The 21724-nt window shown below is 68.6% G+C and carries 21 protein-coding genes and 1 pseudogene; 12 read left to right on the top strand and 10 right to left on the bottom strand.

Annotated features, from left to right (window positions below; all coding sequences use genetic code 11):
- Positions 1 to 2 precede the first annotated feature (2 nt).
- Entirely contained in the window at positions 3 to 584 is a 582-nt protein-coding gene (locus ABD255_RS33590; protein ID WP_344220849.1) for a hypothetical protein, read from the top strand.
- A gap of 8 nt (positions 585 to 592) precedes the next feature.
- On the top strand, positions 593 to 1984 hold the full coding sequence (locus ABD255_RS33585; RefSeq protein ID WP_344220848.1) for a hypothetical protein: 1392 nt from the start codon (positions 593 to 595) through the stop codon (positions 1982 to 1984).
- Positions 1985 to 2113: 129 nt separating this feature from the next.
- Here the strand turns inward: ABD255_RS33585 and ABD255_RS33580 are convergent, their stop codons facing one another.
- Entirely contained in the window at positions 2114 to 2692 is a 579-nt protein-coding gene (locus ABD255_RS33580) for a TetR/AcrR family transcriptional regulator (protein ID WP_344220847.1), read from the bottom strand.
- 71 nt (positions 2693 to 2763) lie between these two features.
- Here ABD255_RS33580 and ABD255_RS33575 point away from each other — a divergent pair.
- Together ABD255_RS33575 and ABD255_RS33570 are read left to right on the top strand one after the other, a co-directional pair.
- Positions 2764 to 3693 (top strand): annotated as a pseudogene (locus tag ABD255_RS33575) (MMPL family transporter); the annotation flags it as partial.
- Positions 3694 to 3853: 160 nt separating this feature from the next.
- A complete protein-coding gene (locus ABD255_RS33570) occupies positions 3854 to 4948 on the top strand; it encodes an MMPL family transporter (protein WP_344220846.1) in 1095 nt (364 codons plus the stop codon).
- A 69-nt stretch (positions 4949 to 5017) separates the two neighbouring features.
- Here the strand turns inward: ABD255_RS33570 and yczE are convergent, their stop codons facing one another.
- Positions 5018 to 5728 (bottom strand): membrane protein YczE, encoded by a 711-nt coding sequence (gene yczE / locus ABD255_RS33565; protein ID WP_344220845.1) that lies wholly within the window; start codon positions 5726 to 5728, stop codon positions 5018 to 5020.
- Between the two features lie 62 nt (positions 5729 to 5790).
- Between yczE and yczR the strand changes: the two genes are divergently transcribed.
- Together yczR and msrA are read left to right on the top strand one after the other, a co-directional pair.
- A complete protein-coding gene (yczR, locus tag ABD255_RS33560) occupies positions 5791 to 7233 on the top strand; it encodes a MocR-like transcription factor YczR (protein ID WP_344220844.1) in 1443 nt (480 codons plus the stop codon).
- An 82-nt stretch (positions 7234 to 7315) separates the two neighbouring features.
- Positions 7316 to 7960, top strand: a complete 645-nt coding sequence (gene msrA, locus ABD255_RS33555; protein ID WP_344220843.1) for a peptide-methionine (S)-S-oxide reductase MsrA — start codon at positions 7316 to 7318, stop codon at positions 7958 to 7960.
- A 103-nt stretch (positions 7961 to 8063) separates the two neighbouring features.
- On the opposite strand, the gene ABD255_RS33550 is transcribed toward msrA, so the two are convergent.
- Complete coding sequence (locus ABD255_RS33550; protein ID WP_344220842.1) at positions 8064 to 9536, bottom strand: M28 family metallopeptidase; 1473 nt, start codon at positions 9534 to 9536, stop codon at positions 8064 to 8066.
- A gap of 218 nt (positions 9537 to 9754) precedes the next feature.
- Between ABD255_RS33550 and ABD255_RS33545 the strand changes: the two genes are divergently transcribed.
- Positions 9755 to 11026 carry an endonuclease/exonuclease/phosphatase family protein gene (locus tag ABD255_RS33545; RefSeq protein ID WP_344220841.1) on the top strand — a complete coding sequence of 424 codons (1272 nt, stop codon included), beginning with the start codon at positions 9755 to 9757 and terminating at the stop codon, positions 11024 to 11026.
- On the opposite strand, the gene ABD255_RS33540 is transcribed toward ABD255_RS33545, so the two are convergent.
- From ABD255_RS33540 to ABD255_RS33530, 3 genes are read right to left on the bottom strand one after another with little or no spacing between them, the layout of a single operon-like run.
- On the bottom strand, positions 11004 to 11471 hold the full coding sequence (locus tag ABD255_RS33540) for an SRPBCC family protein (protein ID WP_344220840.1): 468 nt from the start codon (positions 11469 to 11471) through the stop codon (positions 11004 to 11006). The genes ABD255_RS33545 and ABD255_RS33540 overlap by 23 nt on opposite strands.
- Positions 11468 to 11809 carry an ArsR/SmtB family transcription factor gene (locus ABD255_RS33535; RefSeq protein WP_344220839.1) on the bottom strand — a complete coding sequence of 114 codons (342 nt, stop codon included), beginning with the start codon at positions 11807 to 11809 and terminating at the stop codon, positions 11468 to 11470. Before ABD255_RS33535 ends, ABD255_RS33540 begins: the two co-directional genes overlap by 4 nt.
- On the bottom strand, positions 11799 to 12230 hold the full coding sequence (locus ABD255_RS33530) for an SRPBCC domain-containing protein (RefSeq protein ID WP_344220838.1): 432 nt from the start codon (positions 12228 to 12230) through the stop codon (positions 11799 to 11801). The genes ABD255_RS33535 and ABD255_RS33530 overlap by 11 nt, the downstream gene beginning before the upstream one ends.
- 105 nt (positions 12231 to 12335) lie before the next feature.
- Here ABD255_RS33530 and ABD255_RS33525 point away from each other — a divergent pair, with 105 nt between their 5' ends.
- Together ABD255_RS33525 and ABD255_RS33520 are read left to right on the top strand one after the other, a co-directional pair.
- Positions 12336 to 12644: a DUF1905 domain-containing protein gene (locus ABD255_RS33525; RefSeq protein ID WP_344220837.1), complete on the top strand. Its 309-nt coding sequence runs from the start codon at positions 12336 to 12338 to the stop codon at positions 12642 to 12644.
- 10 nt (positions 12645 to 12654) lie between these two features.
- A complete protein-coding gene (locus ABD255_RS33520) occupies positions 12655 to 13086 on the top strand; it encodes a VOC family protein (RefSeq protein WP_344220836.1) in 432 nt (143 codons plus the stop codon).
- Positions 13087 to 13189: 103 nt separating this feature from the next.
- On the opposite strand, the gene ABD255_RS33515 is transcribed toward ABD255_RS33520, so the two are convergent.
- Together ABD255_RS33515 and ABD255_RS33510 are read right to left on the bottom strand one after the other, a co-directional pair.
- Positions 13190 to 14920 (bottom strand): L-aspartate oxidase, encoded by a 1731-nt coding sequence (locus ABD255_RS33515; protein ID WP_344220835.1) that lies wholly within the window; start codon positions 14918 to 14920, stop codon positions 13190 to 13192.
- A gap of 133 nt (positions 14921 to 15053) precedes the next feature.
- Positions 15054 to 15938, bottom strand: a complete 885-nt coding sequence (locus ABD255_RS33510) for an aminoglycoside phosphotransferase family protein (RefSeq protein ID WP_344220834.1) — start codon at positions 15936 to 15938, stop codon at positions 15054 to 15056.
- Between the two features lie 188 nt (positions 15939 to 16126).
- On the opposite strand from ABD255_RS33510, the gene ABD255_RS33505 reads away from it, so the two are divergent.
- Entirely contained in the window at positions 16127 to 17179 is a 1053-nt protein-coding gene (locus tag ABD255_RS33505; RefSeq protein ID WP_344220833.1) for a hypothetical protein, read from the top strand.
- Positions 17180 to 17195: 16 nt separating this feature from the next.
- On the opposite strand, the gene ABD255_RS33500 is transcribed toward ABD255_RS33505, so the two are convergent.
- Positions 17196 to 18713, bottom strand: coding sequence for a phospholipase D family protein (locus tag ABD255_RS33500; protein WP_344220832.1), 1518 nt, complete (start codon positions 18711 to 18713; stop codon positions 17196 to 17198).
- 52 nt (positions 18714 to 18765) lie between these two features.
- Here ABD255_RS33500 and ABD255_RS33495 point away from each other — a divergent pair, with 52 nt between their 5' ends.
- The gene (locus ABD255_RS33495) at positions 18766 to 19566 is read left to right on the top strand and encodes a hypothetical protein (protein ID WP_344220831.1); all 801 of its coding nucleotides are present in this window, start codon (positions 18766 to 18768) and stop codon (positions 19564 to 19566) included.
- Here ABD255_RS33495 and ABD255_RS33490 read toward each other — a convergent pair.
- Positions 19492 to 20514, bottom strand: coding sequence for a LacI family DNA-binding transcriptional regulator (locus ABD255_RS33490; RefSeq protein WP_344220830.1), 1023 nt, complete (start codon positions 20512 to 20514; stop codon positions 19492 to 19494). The two genes, ABD255_RS33495 and ABD255_RS33490, sit on opposite strands and share 75 nt — an antisense overlap.
- Positions 20515 to 20610: 96 nt before the next feature.
- On the opposite strand from ABD255_RS33490, the gene ABD255_RS33485 reads away from it, so the two are divergent.
- On the top strand, positions 20611 to 21615 hold the full coding sequence (locus ABD255_RS33485; RefSeq protein ID WP_344220829.1) for a glycoside hydrolase family protein: 1005 nt from the start codon (positions 20611 to 20613) through the stop codon (positions 21613 to 21615).
- Positions 21616 to 21724: the final 109 nt, after the last annotated feature.

The raw sequence follows: 21724 nt of genomic DNA, 5'->3' as shown, positions 1-21724 counted from the left end.
GGATGAAGACGCAGGACAGGCCCCTGGACGAGGACGACCTGGCGATGGCCGACCTCGCCGAGATCACGGACTGGACTGTCCTGGCCGGCCCGGACGACGACGAGTCCGGCCCGGAGGTCGTCCGCGCCCTGGTCCACCGGGTGATGAGGCACACCACCTGGACGCCGTGGCCGCTGGACGCCGGTGAGGTGATCGACGACTCGATGGTCTCCTGGGGGTTCACCACCCGGCGCGGTACCACGATGATCGTCTTCGGTGGCCTCGCGTTCTCGGACTGCCCGGACAGCGGCTGGTCGGCGTACGAGATCGGGCCTGACGACATCGCCGCGGCCGAGACCGGTTTGGACGAGCACTGGCCGGATCACCTCGAACTGGCTACCCGCCACTGGGGTGCTCCCGACTATGTCGGTGACGACAGCACCCCGGGCTTCGAGGACCAGTGGGAACCGGGAAGCGGTGCGGGCCGTCGGCATCTTGCGGTCTGGCTCCGCAATGGGGCGCAGTACCACCTGTACAGCACCAAGCCGAGCAAGGAGCCGTTGACGACGGCTGTCGGAGTCAACTACGCCGTCTACATCGACTAGGAGACCTGATGAGCACACCGCACCAGGGCCCCGGCGCGATCCGCCGCCTCGCCGCTGGAGTTTCGCGCTGGCGGAACACCCGGCGTGGCACCTCGACACTCAAGGCCGCGTACGCCCAGGCCGCGCGCGACGTGAAGCGGATGGACCCGGCGATGCGGGCTGCCGTCGGGCGGTCCGGGATGACGAAGGACGACCTCAAGCATCTGGCGCAGGCCAACACGGCTGCGATGTACGGGCCGAATGAGGCGCGCTTCGCTCGGCAGCTCACTGCGCAGGCCGCCGCTCAGGTTCAGGCGACGACGCCGGCGGCGCAGCGGACGCGGAATCCGTTCAAGAAGCTGTCGAACCGGGTTTCTCGTTGGCAGGAGACCCGGAAGGGGACCGCGACGCTCAAGGCGGCTTACGCGCAGGCCGCGCGGGATGTGAAACGGATGGACCCGTCCGTTCGGGAGGCGATCGGGCGGTCGCGGGTCAGCAAACAGGATTTGAAGTTGCTGTCTCAGGCGCAGATGACCGCGCCGCTGCAGGCCGGCGTTCAGCAGGCGGCGCAGCAGCATCAGGCTGAGGCTCGTGCTCGAGCTGCGGCGCAGGCGGCTCGGGGGCCTGGTCCGGCCCATGCGGCTCCGTCTGAGAGCGCGGGGCAGCGGGTTGCGAATGCGGTGAACACGGCGTCGCGCTGGGCCAAGGCGGTGAAGACGTATCCCACGGAGAAGGCGAAGAAGTTCCACGCCGACTACACCGAGCGCCGGCAGAACCCGACCGGGCGCAGCGCGCGCCCGCAGCCCGCGGCCCAGGCTTCACACCCGGTCCAGCTACGGCTGACGCCGATCCAACCGGCCCAGGCGCAGCAGGCCCCGGCGCAGCCTGGTCAGGCGCAACCTGGTCAGGCGCAACCGGGTCAGGCGCAACCGGGTCAGGCGCAGCCTGGTCAAGCGCAGCCGGGTCAGGTGCAGCCGGGTCAGGTGCAGCCGGCTCAGGTGCAGCCGGCTCAGGGGCAGACGGCTGATGAGCGGGCGGCGTTGGCCAAGGCGGTGCATGCGGGGCTCAACAACAACATGCCCAATCCCGCCGCGGAGGCAGCAGGCACCAGCACGTCGCAGCAGGAGCAGGGTGCTGGGAAGGCGCAACTCCAGGAGACCCAGCGTTTCGCAAACCTGGTGACGCCTGCGGGAGGCCAGACCCCGCAAGAGGCTGCCAAGCCGCAGAGCACCGGGCCGGCCGAAAGCCAGAAGACCGGAGGTGGGAGCCAGCAAGCACCGGACAAAGCCGCCGCAGCCGCGTTCAGCGGAGTCGCAGGTGCTTCGGGCGCCACCAAGCCGAGCACAGCGCAGTCGACCACCAAGCCCCGCGAGCAGTCCGGTGCCGGCCGAGGCAACAAACCAGACGGCCGCGAGCAGTAACGGCGGCGAGGCGCAGGCGCTGGTCGGCGAGAACGGCGCACCAGCAACACCCGACCGCCGCCAAGCACCCAACAAACGACCGCCGCCAAGCACCCGCTTGGCGGCGGTCGTCTGTCTGTGAACCCAGGGCTAGCGGTGGTGCTGGCGGCGGGCGAGAACCGCGGTGGCGGCGTCCAGCAGGATGGTGCGGAATTCTTCGTCCGGGACCTCGGACTGGTCGAGCCCGGCGGAGAATACGGCGCCGACGACCTCCACCGCGGCGGCGGCCAGGATCCGGTCAGAGGGTTTCGGGTCGGGGCCGGCGAGCCAGACCTGGAAGCGGCGGCTCTGCTCGATCAGGTCGTCCAACTGATCACCGAACGCCGCCAGCACCGCGGCGATGTCCCGCAGGATGGTCGGACCGGTCGAGCGGTGGTTGATCACCACGTCGAGGTACGCGCCGAGCAGTTCACGCTCGCGCTCGGGTGACCACGGCTGGTCGTCGACCTGGTCGAAGACGGCGCGCATGTCGTCGAAGAACGTGCCGATGATCGCCTGCAGCAGGTCCTGCTTCGACGAGTAGTGGTAGTACAACGACGCCTTCGTGATGCCCACCTGCTCGGCGATCTCCCGCAGGCTCGTCTTCTCGTACCCGCGGGTCGAGAAGAGGTCGAGCGCGGCCCGGTGGATGTCGCCCTTGGTGTCGCGGGCCCTGGTCTCGTGCTGCACGTGACCACCCTCTCACTTCTCTTACCTACCGTGCGGCAGGTAGTCTACCAACCGACCGGCAGGTAGACAGAGTGACAGCATCTCGGGAGGACCCCGTGTTCACTAAGCTCGGACGCTTCGTCGTCCACAACCCCTGGAAGGTGATCGCCGCCTGGGTGATCGCGGCGATCGCCGTGGTCGCGTTCGCACCGACGCTCGCCGACGTCACCAACAAGGACCAGACCAGCTTCCTGCCCGACTCCTACGAGTCCGTTCAGGCGCAGCAACTGGCCGCCGACGCGTTCGGCCAGACCAACGACGCCACCGCGAGCATCGTGATCAAGCGGACCGACGGCGGCGAGCTCACCGCGGCCGACCAGGCCAGGGCGGCCGAGCTCGCGACCAAGATCACCGCCGCGAAGATCGACCGCGTCACCGGCGCGGTCACCGGACCTCAGGCGGTCTCCCCCAACAAACAGGTGCAACTGGTCAGCGTCGGCCTCAAAGGGCTGGCCGAGGACCAGGCCGTACTCGACGCGGTCCAGCGCGTCCGCGACCTGACCGGCCCGGCTTTGGCGAACAGCGACCTCCAGTACGGCGTAACGGGCGACGCCGCTCTCCTCCTCGACAACCAGGACGCGTTCGACAACGCCTTCGTGGTGGTCGGCATCGCCACTCTCGTACTGATCGTCGGGTTGCTGCTGTTCATCTACCGCAGCCCGGTCGCCGCCCTGCTGCCGATTCTCACGGTCGGCCTGGTCAGCGCGATCGCGCCGGGCCTGATCGCCCTGGCCGCGAAGGCGTTCGACCTGCAGGTGACGCAGGACCTGCAGACCATCCTCACCGTCGTGCTCTACGGCGTCGGCACGGACTACATCCTGTTCCTGCTGTTCCGCTTCCGGGAACGCCTCCGCACCGGCGAGCAGCCGAAGGAGGCGCTGGCCTCGGCGACCGCGCGGGTCTCCGAGGTGATCGTGTCGGCGGCCGGCGCGATCGTGGTCGCGTTCAGCGCGCTGCTGCTGGCCGTGTTCGGCGGCTTCAAGAGCCTCGGTCCCGGCCTCGCGATCGCCGTCGCGGTGATGGGCGTTCGCGGCGATCACGCTGATCCCGGCGGTCGTGTCGTTGCTGGGCCCGAAGGTGTTCTGGCCGTCGAAGTCCTGGCAGAAGACCCCGAAGGGCGCGATGTTCAAGCGGTTCGGCCGGTTCACCGCCCGCCGCCCCGCGCTCGTCGCGCTGATCTCGGGTGGACTGATGGTCGCGCTGGCGCTCGGCACGCTGGGGATGAAGGTCGACTACGACGCCTTCAGCCAACTCCCGAAGGACACCGAGTCCGCTCGCGCGGTGAAGGACCTGCAGGCGGGATTCCCGGCCGGTGCGCTCAGCCCGACCACGGTGTACGTACGCAGTACCGACGGCACGCCGCTCGATCCGGCCGAGCTCGAGGCGTACGCCGGGAAGCTGGCGAAGGTGGGCGGCGTCGGGTCGGTGCTGCCGGCTGGTGCCGACGGATCACTCGCGCTGCTCAGTCCGGACAAGTCAGTCGCGCAGATCAACGTAGTACTGAAGGATCCGCCGTACGCGAAGTCGGCGCTGGACCTGGTCGACGGACAGCTGCGCGACACCGCTCACGCCGAAGCACCAGCCGGTACTACGACGCTGCTCGGTGGGGTGAGTGCGAGCTACACCGACATCCGAGATGCCAACAGCCGCGACCTCTCGGTCATCTTCCCGGTCGCGGGCGGGTTGATCGCGGTGATCCTGGCTCTGCTGCTGCGCAGTCTGCTGGCGCCGCTGGTGCTGATGCTCGCCGTGGTGCTCAGCTTCTTCAGCACGACCGGCGCGACGGTCCTCGTGTTCCAGGGAGCGGCCGGGCATGCCGGGGTGACGTTCTCGCTGCCGATCATGCTGTACCTGTTCGTCGTTGCCATCGGCACCGACTACAACATCCTGATGATCGCCCGGCTCCGCGAGGAGGCCGAACGCGGGACCGATCCACGGGAGGCGGCGGATCTCGCGATCGAGCACGGCGGTCCGTCGGTCGCGGCGGCCGGGCTGATCCTGGCCGGGACGTTCTCCTCACTGATGCTGGCCGGAATGGCGTTGCTGACCGAGATGGGCTTCTCGGTCGCCACCGGCATCGTGATCTCCGCGTTCGTGATGTCGATCTTCCTCGTTCCGAGCGTCACCGCGCTGCTGGGCGAACGCGCTTGGTGGCCGCGGAAGCTGAAGACCAAGCCGGCCGCCGCTGAGGAGAAGCAACTGGAAACCGTCGGCTGACCCCCTGGTTCGCAGGCTGAGGGGTCCTGCGATGCGGGTGCCGGGCCCCCTGGTCCGGCACCCGCGGTTCTATTTGCCGGCCTCTTGCTCGGTCTGGCGCGCGGCCGGCAGGTTCAGCTTGATGGTGAAGAGCGGGAGCAGGACGTGGACCAGCGGGCCGATCGCCAGGGCGTAGGCGACGGTGCCGAGGCCGACGACGCCACCGAGCGCGAAGCCGATGGCGAGCACGGTGACCTCGATGGTGGTCCGAACCAGCCGCACGCTCAGGCCGGTACGCCGTACGAGTCCCGTCATCAGGCCGTCGCGCGGACCCGGGCCGAACTGGGCGCCGATGTAGAGCGCGCTGGCCAGGGCGTTCACCACGATGCCCGCGACCATGAAGACGCTCCGCAGCCAGAGCTCGTCCGGCCGGTCCACCGTCGACAGGGTCAGGTCGGTGACCAGGCCGATCACGATGGCGTTGCTGATCGTGCCGAGGCCGGGCCACTGGCGCAGCGGGATCCAGGCGAGCAGCACCAGGAAGCTCATCGCGATCACGACGGTGCCGAAACTGAGGTCCAGGTGCTGGGTGATGCCGGAGTGCAGCACGTCCCACGGATCGAGGCCGAGGTTGCCCTGGATCATCAGGCCCATCGAGGCGCCGTACAGGGTCAGGCCGAGGTAGAGCTGGACGAGCCGTCGCGGGAGGTGCCCGGCCCTGAGCTGCTCGATCGGGTTCAGGGCAGCGAGCGGCCTCCCCCGGACGGTCTTGCCGGCGGGCGCTTCAGAAGTGGCGGTCACAAGAACCAGTTTGAGGCCGACTGGCCTGGTATTCGATAGCCAATTGAGTAATAGTGGACTGCATGACAGGACAGCACCTTCCGGCCAGCACGCTCGCCGGCCTCCTGGGGACCTGGTCCGACGCGTCCGGACCGGCCTACCGGAGCCTGGCCGAGCGGCTTCGGCTGCTGATCGCGGACGGGCGGATCATGCCCGGCGCCCGGGTGCCGTCCGAGCGCGAACTGACCGACGCCCTGGGAGTCAGCCGGACCACGGTCGCCTCGGCGTACCGCGAACTGCGCGACCGTGGCTATCTGACCAGCAAGCGCGGTTCGGGCAGCGTGACCTCGCTGCCGTCGCGGACCGTCGGGCCCGAACTGGGACGCCATCACGCGCCCGGCATCGACATGGACGGGCTGTACGACTTCACCTGCGCGGCGTCGCCTGCAGTACCGGGGATCAGTACTGCCGTCGCGGAGGCGATGGACGAGTTGCCGCCCCATCTGGCGACACCGGGCTATCACCCGCAAGGGCTGCCCGAACTGCGAGCCGAGATCGCGGCCTCCTATGAGGCGCGGGGCTTGCCGACGACCCCTGACCAGATCATCGTCACCGCGGGCGCGCTGGCCGCGACCTCGATCGCGATCCGGGCAATGACCCAGATCGGCGACCGGGTACTGACCGAGAGCCCGACGCATCCGAACTCCGTGGACGCGATCCGGCGCAGCGGCAGCCGGGTGGTCGCCGCGCCGATGAGCCCGCACGGCTGGGACCTTCCTTTGCTGGAGGCAACGATTCGGCAGTCGTCGCCGCGGGCCGCGTGGCTGGTGGTGGACTTCCAGAATCCGACCGGCTGGTTGATGTCCGCGGCCGACCGGCAACGGCTGGCGATCGCGTTCGCGCGGGCCCGGACGACGGCGATCGTTGACGAGACGCTGTTCGAACTGGCGCTGGACGGGCAGGAGATGCCACCGCCGTTCGCGCTGTTCGATCCGGCCGGCGTGATCACCGTCGGCTCGGTGAGCAAGTCGTTCTGGGGCGGGCTCCGGATCGGCTGGCTGCGGGTCCCGGAGACGCTGGTCGCGCGCATCCTCGACGCCCGCGCCTCGATGGATCTCGGGGCGCCGGTGCTCGATCAACTCGTGGTCACCCGGTTGCTGCGGCGGCGGTCGACGATCCTGCCCGAGCGACGGGCCGGGCTCGCGCTGCGCCGGGACACGCTGGCTTCCGCGCTACGGGCCGAGTTGCCGTCGTGGCGGTTCGAGGTGCCCGGCGGCGGGTTGTCACTGTGGTGCGAACTCCCCGAGCCGGTCGGATCCAGCCTGGTGGGGGTGGCGCAGCGGAACGGCGTACTGGTGGTGGCTGGGTCGCGGTTCTCCCCCGACGGCGGGCTGGAGTCGTTCCTGCGGTTGCCGTACACGCTGGAGCCGGACACGCTGCGCGACGCAGTACAGCGGCTTGCTGCCTCGTACGGAGCGCTGACCGACGGCCCGCCCGTACGGCGTGGCGCGGCGATGATCGCGTAAACGTCCCGTAATCGGCCGGGGGAAGGTTCACCCCTGGCGAGGCGTTGGGAGACTATGAGAGTCACTCTGCGAGAGGCGTGAGATGTCGTTCTTCAACCGCAAGACAGCCCTGGTCGAGCCAGCCGCCGCCCTGCCCGGCAGGCCCGAGCCCGGATTCGCCGTACCGGCGGAGAACATCGTCCTCGGTACGCCGCAGACCGCACCCGCCCCCGAGGGGTTCGCCGAGGTGTGGTTCGGCACCGGCTGTTTCTGGGGCACCGAGGAGATCTTCTGGCAGCAGCCGGGCGTCTACACCACCGCCGTCGGCTACGCGGGCGGGTACACGCCGTACCCGACGTACGAGGAGGTCTGCAGCGGCGGCACCGGTCACACCGAGGCCGTCCGGGTCGTCTACGACCCCACCAAGACCACCTTCACCGACCTGCTGAAGGTCTTCTGGGAGACCCACGACCCGACCCAGGGAATGCGCCAGGGCAACGACCTCGGTTCGCAGTACCGGTCGGCGATCTACTACACCACCGACGACCAGCGCGCCGAGGCCGAGCGGACCCGCGACCTCTACGCGCCCGTCATCAAGCCCCTCGGCTACGGCGACATCACCACCGAGATCGCCCCCGCCACCACCTTCTACTACGCCGAGTCCTACCACCAGCAGTACCTCCACAAGGTCCCCAACGGCTACCGCTGCCACAGCAACACCGGCGTACCGTTCCCGACCGACGCGTGACCCAGCCAGGCCGCCCGATCACCGGGCGGCCTGCCACGGCGACCACAGCCGCGTGGACGGAGTAACCCGCCGCCACAGCAGCTGTGATCGCGGTCGGAGTGTCTTACGGGATGGCGGTGGTGTTGAAGGCGTAGCGGGCGGTGGAGTCGGCTATCGCGTCGGAGTTGAGGTCCAGGGCGGTGAAGTTCACGTTGTCGAGGGTGTCGCAGGCCTGGTGGTAGCAGGGGTCGTAGGCGACGCCGGCGGTGCCGCCGAACAGGGCTTGTTCGGCTGGGGTCTTGATGCCTTCGGCGCCGGTGAAGATGCCGCCCGCGGGGATGCCGGCCGTGATGAAGGGACCGTAGTCGGAGCGGCCGTCGAAGTCCGTGCCGACGGTGCCGATGTTCCGGCCGGCGAAGAACCTGGCCAGTTGGCTCTCGATCTGGGCCGAGCCGGGCGGACCGGCCGGTGCGCCGACCGCGTCGGAGTTGTCGCCGTCGTACAGCTTGATGGCGAAGTTCGGCGAGGCGACCATGTCGAAGTTGAGGTAGAGCCTGATCCGGTCCCGCTCGGCGGCGGACAGTGCCGCGACGTACTGGTCGGAGCCGAGCAGGCCGACCTCCTCGGCGGCCCAGAAGGCGAAGCGGAGCTTGTTGCGGACCGGGAACTTCCCGACCTGCAACGCGGTCTCAAGGATCGCGGCGGTGCCGGAGCCGTTGTCGTTGATGCCCGGTCCTTCCGGCACGCTGTCGAGGTGCGCCCCGACCATCACCACGTTGCGCGGGTCACCCCACCGGGTCTCGGCGATGACGTTGTGGTCGGTGCCGAGCGTCAGGGTGGCGTCGACCTTGAGCCGGACGGTCGCTCCCGGCGTCGAGGCCAGTTCGTTGCCGACGGCGAAGGTGGCGAAGACCATCGGGATACCGGTCCGCCACTCGCCGAGGTCGATCGTGGACGCGTCCGTACGGCCCGGCTGCCCCTCGTTGAAGATGATGATCCCGGCGGCGCCGGCGGCCGCGGCGTTGAGCACCTTGGTGATGAACGGGCAGGTACCGCGCTGGACGAGCGCGATCCGGTCGGCCACGAAGCCGGCGAAGTCGGACGCTTCACAGCCACTCGTCGAGGAAGGTGCCGGCGTCGGCGGCAGCGTCAGGTCCACAGCCTGTACCAGCGCGGTCACGTCAGCCGACGGCGACGGCGGGAACGTGAAGACGTCCTGGTTGGGAACGTAGGTCTTGGCGATCGGCGCGACCAGACTCAGGACCGGCGGGCTGTTCTCCACCCAGGACTCGACGAAGTTGATCGGCTGAAGCGTGACCCGGTAGCCCGCCTTGCGCAGTTTGGCGGCCACATAGTCGCGGGAGGCGTCGTAGCCGGATGTCCCGACCGAGCGATTACCACCGTTGGCGTCGGCGATCGCCTGGAAGGCGTTCAGGTGTTTCTGGACGTTCTTGCCGTCGACCTGTTTCACCAGCAGCTTCGCGTAGATCTCGTCGATCGACCGAGCACTGGCCGGGGCCGGCTGCGCGGCGACCAGAACGAGAGCCGCTGCCAGCGTGAGGGCGCCGACAGCGCCGCGACGACGGAACACACCCATGATTCCCCCTGTGAGCGAGATCGAACGGCCCCCGGTACCGGTCACACTTCTCGCAATGTAAACCTCGAGTCGGTGCCTGGCCAGAGCTCGCCGGGCTCTTGGGATCGCGTACTCAGCGCGCCCGGACGAGTGCTCGCAGTGAGTTCATCCCGAGTTCTATCAGCACCGCCGTCAGGGCGTTTAGCGTTTGGGCATTCCGTCCTATCAGGAGGAGCACCATGCCCAAGACGCGAAGCATGGCCATCGCTGCCTTGACGGCACTGGCCGCGAGCGGACTCGTCGGCGTCAACGCCGCACCGAGTACTGCGACCGGCCTCGAGGCCGGCAAGAATCCCGCGCCGCTCCGAGTAGCGACGTACAACGCGAGCCTGAACCGCAACGCCGCAGGCCAGTTGGTCACCGATCTGAGCACCGGCACCAACGCGCAAGCTAGGGCCGTCGCGGAGGTGATCCAGCGAACCCGCCCCGACGTGCTGCTCATCAACGAGTTCGACTACGTCTCAGAGCGCCGTGCGGTCAACCTGTTCCGGGACAACTACCTGGAGGTCGGGCAGAACGGCGCCGCGCCGATCGACTTCCCGTACGCCTACGTCGCCCCCTCGAACACCGGGATCCCGAGCGGCTTCGACCTCAACAACAACGGTCAGATCGGCGGCGGCGACGACGCGTTCGGGTTCGGCCTGTTCGAGGGTCAGTTCGGCATGGTCGTCTACTCGCGCTACCCGATCGACACCGAACGGGTTCGCACGTTCCAGTTGTTCAAGTGGAAGGACATGCCCGGCGCGCTGCTCCCGGACGACCCGGCCACGGCCGCGCCGGCCGACTGGTACTCGCCCGCCGAACTGGACGTCGTACGGCTGTCCAGCAAGTCGCACTGGGACGTGCCGATCCTGGTCGGCCGCCGGACCGTGCACCTGCTGGCCTCGCACCCGACACCGCCGACCTTCGACGGGCCGGAGGATCGCAACGGCCGGCGCAACCACGACGAGATCCGCTTCTGGGCGGACTACGTGCAGCCGGGCAAGCGATCGCAGTACATCTACGACGACACCGGCCGGTACGGCGGGCTGCGGCCGGGCGCGGCCTTCGTCGTCGCCGGGGACCAGAACAGCGACCCGATCGACGGCGATTCGGTGCCGGGCTCGATCCAGCAGTTGATCGAGCACCCCCGGATCATCGACCCGCTGCCGGCATCGGCGGGCGGCGCCGAGGCCGCAGTACTGCAGGGCGGTGCGAACGCGTCCCACCGCGGCGACCCGAAGTACGACACCGCGGACTTCGCTGACGTCCCGGCGCCCGGCAACCTGCGCGCCGACTACGTGCTGCCGTCCAAGCAGCTTCGGCCGCAGGCAGCCGGCGTCTTCTGGCCGGTGCGGTCAGACCCCTTGTTCAGGCTGACCGGGGTCTTCCCGTTCCCCACCAGCGACCACCGCCTGGTGTGGGTCGACGTCCGAGTCCCAGGAGGTGTCAGCCAGCCTGGGTCGCGCTGACTTCCTTGTCGTTGGGTTGACCCTTGCCGGTGGTGATCAGGTCACGCAGGCTGCTGTTGACGTAGAAGCTCCAGGCCGTGGAGCAGTTCTCGAAGCACTCGTACTCCGGTACGAGGCCGCGGTGGGTGAACGTGACCTGCGTCCGCCCGTCGTCTTCGGTGATCTCGAAGTGGATCGTGGTGCCGACCCACTCCGTCGTGTCCTCGACCTCGTCGAAGTAGTTCTCCAGGACGAGCCAGGAGATCTTCCGGCCGGGGATCGCCTCGGTCACGCGCATCGTGCAGTGGTGCACGTCCCGGTAGCGATAGGTGAACTCGTCGCCGGCGTTCGCGGTACCGCCGTCGACCTGCTCCGACCACCAGCCACGAACGTTGCTGATGGCATCGAAGGCTTGCCGCGGGGTCTGGTCCACCGTGAAGGTGGTGGTGAAGCTCGGGTCGGTCATCTTCTCTCTCCTAGATCCAGGTGGCCCTTCAGGGCGTCGAGCCGGCCGTCCCAGTCCCGGGCCATGGCGGCCAGGAACTGCTGCGCCACTTGCATCGGGGCGGAGTGGAGCCGGTAGCGGACCCGGCGCCGCTCCCCCGGTTCTGGCGCCACCAGGCCGGCCTCCGACAGGAGGGCCAGGTGTTTGGCAATCGCCTGCCGGGTGATCGGCAGGCGATTGGCCAGGTCCGTCGCCGTGGCGGGTCCACCCGAGGCCAGGGCGGCCAGCAGGCCGCGTCTGGTCGGGTCCGCCAGGGCGACGAAGACCTGTTCAGCGGTCGCCTCGTGGTCAGGCGGCATCAAGGTATTCGACCAGCTCGCCGAGCTCACTGGTCCACCCCTCGGTGTTGCCACCGAACGCCTTGCTGTGGGCGTCGTCGGGCAGTTGTGCGAAGCCGGACTCGACCACGGTGAGCCGGGTTCCGGCGGTGACCGGCTCGAGGGTGAACTCGACGTACGTCCGGCGCAGGTCGTCCTCGGGCAGTCCGTTGATGTGCCAGGTGAAGCCGAACACCGCCGGCTCCTCGATCCGTTCGATCGTGAGGTCGGCCTTGTCGCCGCTGTTCCAGGTCATCTGGGCGGATCCGCCCGGGCGCAGGTCGACCGTCGCCTGGTGCCCGAACCAGGTCCCCAGCCCTTCGGCCGTGGTCAGCGCGGCCCAGACCTTCTCCGGCGGGTGGGCCAGCTCGAGGGTCCGCTCGATGCGATCGGGAAATGCCATCACAAGCCTCCAAGAAGTAGCAACCGTTCAGTTGCCATAACAGTATTGCAACCTGCGAGTTGCGTCAACCTCCGGATTGTCGGCGGGTCGCTCTAGGGTCGAGCCATGACCAGCATCGGGACCTTCGAGTTCTCGGCGCCGCTGTGGCAGCACCCCGGGGCCGACGGCTGGCACTTCGTCACGGTCCCGGCCGAGATCAGCGACGACATCGCCGAACTCACCGCCGACCTGCGCCACGGCTTCGGTTCGGTGCGGGTGACCGTCACCGTCGGCAGCACGAGTTGGCAGACGTCGGTCTTCCCGGAGAGCAAGTCCGGCAGCTACGTCCTGCCGATGAAGAAGGCCGTCCGCACCGCGGAGCACCTGGAAGCAGGAGACGACGTCCAAGCCCTCGTGGAACTGGCCGACCTGTAGCTTCGGCGGCATGGTGTTCTGGCAGTTGACGGTTGACGCGAATGACCCGGCTCTGTTGGCGCGGTTCTGGGCGGAGGCGCTGGGGTATCGCGCGGTGCCACCGGACGGCGGGGAGACCTGGTGGGCGCACTACCGCGGTCGGTTGGAGGGGAAGTCCGCGTTCGCGGATCGGCTGTTCGACCCGGCCGGGGCGGGGCCGGCGATCTGGTTCCAGCAGGTTCCCGAGGAGAAGGCGGGCAAGAACCGGCTGCACCTCGATCTGTATCCCACCGGTCGCGACGACGCCCTGACCTTCGGGCAGCGGGTCGAGATCGTGGAGGCGAGAGTCGCGGAGTTGGTCGAGCTGGGCGCGTCCGTGCAGCACCGGTTCGGGACCGAGGACGAGCCCGACTACTACGTCGTACTGCGGGATCCCGAGGGCAACGAGTTCTGCGTGAGCTGAGCTTCTCAGGAAGCGCATCGTCCGGGATCTCGTTGACGTTGGGAGCCATGACCGAGTTCGGGCACGCCGATCTCGGCGGCCCGGCGATCTACCACTCTGACGGCTACTCGACCAGCTTCCCGGTGCTGGAGACGTCCTGCATCAGGCCGGCGATCTCGGCGGGGATGGGCGGGATCGACTCCCGCGAGATCTTGCCGGGGCCCGACCAGACGAGGTTGACCTGCAGGGACTCGTCCAGCTCCGGGTAGTCGGAGCGGTTGTGGCAGCCGCGGGTTTCGCGCCGTTCGATGGCGGCTTCGATCGTGGCGCGGCAGGCCAGGGCCGCCGACTTGAGGTCGAAGGCGTGTGCCAGATCCTGGAAGCCGGCGATGTCGGGGTGGACGCCCACCGAGGCGATTCGTTCGGTGAGGTTGTCCAGTTCCGCGAGGGCTTTGAGCAGGCCCGGTTCGTCGCGGACCACCCCGACGTGTTCGGTCATCGTGTTGCGCAGGGTCCGCTGCAGTGAGCGGACGTTCTCCGGGCCGTTGGCCGCGAGCAGGTTGTCGACCTCCGCCCTCGCCTCGCCGAGGGCGTCGGCCGACCGCTTCTGGGCCTGCAGACCGGCCGAGTACTCCGCTGCCGCCTCCCCCACGATCCGCCCGAAGACCAGGAGTTCGATCAGCGAGTTCCCGCCGAGCCGGTTCGCGCCGTGCAACCCGCTGGCCGCCTCGCCGATCGCCCAGAGGCCTTCGACGTCGGTGCTGTGGTCCTCCGGCCGCACCCAGACGCCGCCCATCGAGTAGTGCGCGGTCGGCGCGATCTCGATCGGGGTGGTGGTGATGTCGAGCATCTGAAGTTCCAGCAGCGTCTGGTAGACCCGCGGGAGTCGCTGCATGATCGTCTCGCGCGGGAGGTGGGACACGTCGAGCCAGACGCCGCCGTTCGCGGTACCGCGTCCTTCCTTGATCTCCAGGTACGCCGCCAGCGCGACGCGGTCCCGGGTGGACAGCTCCATCCGCTCCGGGTCGTAGCGCTCCATGAACCGCTCGCCGAGCGCGTTGCGCAGGATGCCGCCCTCGCCGCGGGCCGCCTCGGAGACCAGGGTGCCGGCCGCGTTCTCGGGTTCGATCAGCCCGGACGGGTGGAACTGGACCAGTTCGGGGTCGCGGATCCGCCCGCCGGCCTCGACCGCGAGGCGGAACGAGTCGCCGGTGTTCTCGTCGCGCCGCGACGACGTGCGCCGCCAGATCCGGTTGTGCCCGCCGGTCGCCAGGATGACGGCGTCGGCGTGGATGACGTACCGCGTCCCGTCGTTCAGGTCGAACCCGTAGGCCCCGAAGATCGCGTTGTCGCGGACAAGGAGCTTGGTGATGTAGACGGTGTCGAGCACCGGTACGTCGAGCTGCGCGGCCCGGTTGATCAGCGTGCGGGAGATCTCCAGGCCGGTGTAGTCGCCGGCGAACGCGGTACGGCGCCAGGTGTGCGCGCCGAAGAACCGCTGGGAGATCCGTCCGTCGGCCTCCCGGGCGAACGGCATCCCGTACCGCTCCAGGTCCGCGATCCCCCGGGCCGCGCCCTGCGTCACCACCTGGACGGTCCGCGGATCGGCCAGCAGGTAGCTCTCCTTCAGGGTGTCGGCCGCGTGCTGCTGCCAGCTGTCCTCCGGGTCGACCGTGGCCAGCGCCGCGTTGATCCCGCCCGCCGCCAGCGAGGTGTGCGTGTCCTCCTTGGGCCGTTTGCCCACGGCAACCACGTCGACACCGCGCTCGGCCAGCTCGATCACCGCCCGCAACCCGGACCCGCCGGTCCCGATCACCAGTACCGAGGTAGCGATGCGCCGCTCTGCGCTGTTCACAGCAGTTCTCCAATCGACCGACGGGTTCGGTCCTCACCACAAGGACCACCCACCCCCAGACTTTGTGACAGCCGCGCGCCCCACAATGGCGCGCTTCACATCCACCACGCGACGGTCGTCACGCACGCGGGCCTCAAGCCCTGAAGTCGGCCAGGACCTCGTCGATGACGTGTTGGGCGTTGGCGGCGATGCCCTTGTTGGTGTGGCGGTAGTACGGGAGTTGGATCAGAGCCATCGAGAGCGCCCGGCCGCGGCCACGGGTCCAGGCTGCGTCGTCGGCGTCCAGGGCGGCTCGGTAAGCGGGGCGGGCCGAGGCGGGGAGCAGGTTCCAGGCTGGAATGAGGTCGCAGGCGGGGTCGCCGAGGCCGGCCGTGGCGAAGTCGATGACGGCCGTGAGGCGACCCTCGACGAGCAGCAGGTTCGACGGCATCAGGTCGCCGTGGACCCAGGTGGAAGCGGACGGCGGGGCGGCAGCCAGGGCGGATCCCCAAGCAGCCAAGGCGGTTTCGGTGTCGATCCAGCCCTCGAGCAGGCGGATCGCCGCCCGGGTCCCCGCGTCCTGCAACTCCAGCGGACCACCCCGGTACGCCGGCGGCCCGTCCGGCAACTCGATCCGCCGGAAGGCGCGGACGAACGACGCCAGATCCTCCGCCAGCCCGACCGGCTCCTCGACCTCGCCGGCGACCGCGACGGATCCCTCGATCCACTCCTGGACCGACCACGGCCACGGGTACTCCTCAGCGGGCCTGCCGAGCCCGACCGGAGTCGAGATCCGCACCGGCAGCAACGGCGCGAGCCGCGGCAACCAGGCGAACTCCTTCTCGATGTCCTCCACCCCACCCTTGACCCGCGGTAACCGGACGGTCAGCGAATCACCCAGCCGGTACATCGCGTTGACGGTCCCGCTCGACGGAATCTCCTCAACCGGCAGCCCGGCCCACTGCGGGAACTGGTCAGCCACCAGGCGCAGTACGAGCGCCCCGTCGATCTCCGCCTCATCGGCGTGCATCTTGCCCATGGGGTTCATCCCACCGAGCATCGAACCGCTTGTCGAATCAGTTTCCAGTGGGGAGTCCGACCAAGTGCCGCGAAGAGGGCAGGAAAAAGCCCCAGGCGCTTGAATCAGAGGCGACACTGGGGCGTTCGAAACAACGATAACATCGCGGCGTGCCACACGTCGACGACAACGTTCAAACCGTCTGGACCATGCTGTCCGAGCCGCGGATGGCGCCCTATCTGCGCATTGCGGGCAACGATCAACGGGAAGCTTTGGCGCTGTACGAGTGGAGCACGCGGACGTCTGCGGCTGCCTTCGAGGACATCGGCCACTTGGAGGTGCTCTTCCGGAACGCTCTGGACCGGCAACTGCGGGAGTACTTCAGGGAGGAGAGGTGCGGAATCCCGTGGTTTCTGCTTCCGACGCCGGGCGGTGAGCACGTCGCCGACGCGGTGGCGACGGTTCGTGAACGGCTGCGACCGCTCGGCAAGGAGTCGCGGCACCAGATCGTGGCCGGTCTGAGTTTCGGATTCTGGTCGGGACTGCTGGGTTCTCGATACGAAGAACTCTGGCGCGACTGTCTTCACCGAGCCTTCCCCCACTCGTCCGGCCGTCGCAAGCAGGTGTCCGCAGCGATGGAGAGAGTACGCAAGTTCAGGAATCGGCTGGCGCATCACGACTCCATGATCAACGTCGATGTGCCCTTCGAGATCCGCCAGATCATCGAGCTGACATCCTTCATCGACAAGGACGCGGCGAACTGGCTGGAGCGACGGAGCGCCACGATGACGGTGTATGGGGAGCGGCCCATAGCTATCGAAGACACCGTCGTCGTCGCAGCCCGCAGCGCTTGGACTTTGTACGAAGACGTCTACGCCTATGTCTGTCAGCCCGGCCGTGCCTTTCGTACCGTCGATCGCATCGCGTTCTACGCAGATCGCGAGATCAAGACAGATGTGCCCAAGGTGCTTCACCGCCGGGACAACGTGGAGTGGACGAAAGAGGAGGCCGACCGGCTCAGAGGATCCGCCGATCGATTCGACCGCAAGATCGCTCAAGTGATCGATGCCGCCCGGAGTACGAGCTGGACAGATGGTCTCTATCAGGTGTTTCTGCTGACCAGGCCTGGTGATCCAAAGCATCGCCAGCTCAGCGCTTGCCTTCCGCACGGTGGGAATGGACGCGGCTCCGCGTTCACCCAGCGACAGCGCTACGTCTCGTTGCATTCGCTCGAGCTGGCGACGAGCACCGAGGGACTCTGATCCAGCTGGGAAGTTCTCAGAATTCGTTGGCTCGGCGCATTCGGCGTGGGCGGCCGTCGGGGTCGTACATGTAGTTGTAGAGGGGTCTCGCCCACAGTCTGGTGAGCCGTCCGACGGGCTCGACCTCGTGCCGGCGGATCTGTCCTCGTGGCCGAGGGCCTTTCATCCCGGCGGCGTGCCAGTCATCCAACGCGGCCGCAACCGACTTCCACTGCTCGAAGCCCTCGATCGGATCGAGCACGGGCTCGCCGCCGAGATGCTCGGTCCATAGCTCCGACCGCACCTCACGCGCCAGCCCAGGCCCGACCACCGCGCAGGTCAACTCGCTGTCGTTCGTCCACGACCGCCGGTTGAAGTTGTCGGACCCGCAGGTGAACCACTCGTCGTCCACCACGCACACCTTCGCGTGCACATAGATCGGCGTCCCGTCGGAGTTCTCCAGGTCGTAGACCCCGACCCGCTCGGGCGCCGCTGCCCGCATCATCTCGATCGCCTGCAACTGCCCGTAGCGAGCCGGTGGACCGCTGATCCTCCCGTCCTGATCCGGATACCGCGGCACCACCGCGATCACCCTCAGCTCCGGCGCCTGCTCCAGCGCCTGACAGATGCCCTCGGCAACTACCGAGGACCACAGGTACTGATCCTCCAGATAGATCAGCTTCCGGGCCCGCCGGAACGCCTTCTGATACGCCCGGGCGACGCTGTACTCCCCCTTCGGCGCGAACGGAAACCCGGGATGCTTGTGCGCATACGTCCGCAACACCTGTACTGCGTGCCGCCCGGCCCCCGGTGGATCCGGGAACGCCTCCGGCAGGTCCGTCGGATGACGCGGCATCCGCTCCTTGCGCTGCACCAGCATCCGGTACGGCGTACGCCGGTCCAGCGGGTGCGGGTCGTCCCACCGTTCCACGAAGGTCCTTAGCAGATCCCCGACGACCGGTCCGCGGAATTCCAGCGCGGCGTCGTGCCAGGGCGCCCGGGATCCGTACCGAGGGTCCATCGGCGCCTGCTGCGGATCTCCTGCGTGCTTCGCGTCGTCCCGGCGCTGGTGACTGAGGTCGATCCCACCGACGAACGCGACGTCCTTGCCCGGCTCACCCTGATGCCGGATCACGAACAGCTTCTGGTGGTGTGATGCCATCCGCCGGACCCGCTGGTCGAGCAGCACCTCCGCGCCGGCCTCGTTCAACTCCGTCCCGAGCCGCTGGTTCTCCTGCGCGTTGAACTGCAGGTGATCCGAGTGGGACCGCCAGAGCAGCCCGCGCACCTCGACACCGGACCGGGCGAGGTCGCACAGCACCTCCCCGACCGTGGGCCCCTCCGGCCGGAGCAACTGGTCCCCGTCCCCGCGCCAGTCGGTGAAGTACACCCGATCCCCCGCCTCCAGCGCGCACAGTTCCTCGTACAGGCGCTGGAAGTAGGTGGCTCCGTGGATGAGCGGGCGTACCGAGTTCCCCGCGACCCAGGATCCGTCGCGGTCGATGTCTGTCGCGGGATTGCCCCGCTCCTCGGCGGTCAGGAACCACTCACTCACCTGCCCCCCGTACCCCGCTGGGCTGATCCCGAACGAGTGAGAGGGTGGATGGGTGAACTGGATCAGGCGCTGGGCGGGCACCGCACTCGGGTTGTCACTCTGCGCGTTGATGGGCTGGGCAGTGGCCGTGGCGGCCTCGATGCCGAGTTGGTACGACGAACGCGAGGACTGCGCCCTCACCCTGAACCGCCCCGAGAACTTCGACATCCAGGTGACGACGCACTGGCTCCCGCCCCGCGCCACCTGTGATTTCGGCGCCGGCGAGGTGCTTCAGTTCGTCTCGACCGCCCGGTCGGTAGTGCTCACGGTCTTGTTCGTGCTGTTCGCCGCGGCGACCGCCTTCAGCCTGTACCTCGTCGTCCGCCGCCTCGCCGCCGAGCCCACCACCGTGACCCGCTCGGCCGAGGCGGTCGACCTCCGCGCTCGGAAGCGGTGGCACCTGGCCACCGGCGGCGTTCTGAGCCTGCTCCTGATCACCGTCTTCACCGTGATCAACGCCGTCGCGGTGATCCTCGGAGACGCGCCGGGAGCGGTCGTCAGCAGCGCCGCGATGGCTGCCGCGCTGGCCGGCCTGGGGGCTTGGGTTGACCGTCGCACTGGTCCCCTGCCGGGCACGACGCTCGACTCCCGCCGCCGGGGTGTCGTGGCAGGTCTGACTGTCTTCGCCGCCGTCTTCGCGGTGACTGGAGTGACCGGCGACCTGCCCTTCTTCCGCCTCTGGGCAGCGCCCGTGGGAGCCGTCGCCTGCCTCTTCGTGGTCGCCGCGCAGTGGTCGCGGCTAGGCCGGACCGATGGTGGAACCGGCGACGGGGATGCAGTCGAGGAGCACATGCTCGGCGATCCTCGGCCCTGATGCGGTGATCTGGTCGACCAGCAGCCGAACCGCTCGCCGCCCGAGCTCACGCCGAGGCACCTCGAACCCGCTCACCTCCGGGTGATCCTTCGGCTGTCCGAGCACGGCCAGCGACAGATCGTCCGGGGGACGGAGTCCGGCGGCCGCGACAGCGTCCAGCAACGCGGCGGACAGTGAGCCGGTGTCGGTCTCCTCCACCACGACGGCCGTCACCCCCTCGCCCCTCCACCGCTCGATCAGTGCGGCAACCTCCGCGTCCTCAGCCCGTACGACGATCCGGCGCGCGTCCAGCTCGGCCTTCTCAGCTGCGGCGAGCACACCCTCTTCGCGATCGGACGAGGAGGGAGCGTCGTCCTCCGAGCGCAGATAGCGGATCTCGCGATGACCGAGCTCCACCAGCCGATCCACGACGGCGGCCGACGCGGCCACGTAGTCCACGCCCACGAACGGAATCCGGCCGCCGAGCTCGTCCCGCCGGCCGATGTAGACCAGCGGGAAGCCGCCGCCGAGCAGCCAGTCGATCGGCTCCTCCGGCACCTGCCGGCCGAAGAACAGGCACCCGTCGGCGATCCGGGTCCGGCGGATCGCGAGCTTGTCGTCCGCTGGGGCCTCGAGCCCGCCGGTCCCGGTGAACAGCACCAGGTCCTGGCCGAGCGCGGCCGCCTCCTCCTCGATGCCGACCAGGATCGGGTAGTAGAACCCGTCCACGTCGGTCGGAAAGGCGGAGGCGAAGGTGTAGACGCCGAGCATGTGGTTGCGCGACGAGGCGAGCCGGGTCGCGACCGGGTCCGGCACGTAGCCGAGCTTCTCGGCCGCCTTCAGCACCCGCTGCCGGGTCGACTCCGACAGCCGCACGCCGTCGGTGTTCCCGGACAGGATCAGCGAGACCGTCGTCTGCGAGACCCCCGCAGCGGCGGCGATATCTGCCTGCCTCGGCGCTCTTGCCATGTCATCACCTTAGCTAATACGGATTAGCTTATTGACTGCCGTTCCCGGATCGTCACACACTCGGCAGCACCGCCCCCCGAAGTGTGAGGAACCAGGATGACGAACCTACCTCCCGTCAGCCGCCGGACCCTACTCCGCGGCACCGCCGGCGCCGGCCTCGGCCTCGCGGCCGGCGTACCGCTCGCCGGTACTGCGAACGCCGCCCCCGGTGGATTCCCCGACTACGCCTACACCCGCGTCGCGTTCACCAAGGCGAACCTGCGCTACAACCCGACCGGCGAACTGATCTTCCCGAGCGTGCGCGGCACCGTCGGCCGGATCAGCAATGCCCTCGGCCGCTTCTACCTGTACTACGCCCCGCACGACGCGCCCGGGGGACTCTGCCTGGCCTCTTCGAACTCGCTCGGCGGCCCGTACACGGAGTACCCGAACAACCCGATCATCGGGCGCACCTGGTCGCCCCACTACAACGTCTCGCACGTCTCGTCGCCGCACGCGCTGTGGAACGACGACGTGAACGAACTGTGGATGTACTTCCATGGCGAGAACACCACCACCCGACTGGCGCGCTCGACGAACGGCATCAACTTCACCTACGACAAGGTGGTGCTGTCCACCTCGATGCTGCCGGCCGGCACCACCGAGACGTCGTACGCGCGGGTGTTCCGGCACGACCTGCCGTCGCGGGGCGCGCGGTACGTGATGGTCTTCATGATCAACACCACCGCGAACCGCCGCTCGATCGGCTGGGGCTGGTCGCCGGAAGGGCGGAACTGGACCTTCTCCCAGACCCCGCTGATCACCCCGCAGGAGGTCGGCGCCCGCGACATCGGCGCCCCGACGGTTGCCAAGCGCAACGGGTCGACGTACGTCATCTACCACACCAACGTCGAGGCGGGTGGGTCGATGCGGATCACCGAGGTGGGCAACAACTTCGACCGGCGCAACCACCTCGGCGTCTTCCACCGGCCACTGGCCGGCGCCCCGGACAACGGCCGGTGCGCGGCACCGGCGTTCGGCTCGGACGGCGGCGTGGAGTACATGATCTACGAGGCGGGCACCCGCCTCCAGGGCTCCATCGCCATCGCCCGAGCCGTCTGAACCCGTCGGTCGGCCGGCGCCAAGCGCCGGAGGACTTCCGACGCAGGGCACTAGTGTCCTGCTTCTGAAATTCGTTGCTTAAGTTGGTCCCGGGCGTTTTGTCCGGTGA

It is taken from the genome of Kribbella sancticallisti (assembly GCF_039530625.1).
GTDB lineage: Bacteria > Actinomycetota > Actinomycetes > Propionibacteriales > Kribbellaceae > Kribbella > Kribbella sancticallisti.
Note: the sequence above shows the minus strand (reverse complement) of the source record. Positions and strands in the feature narration are given on the sequence as shown.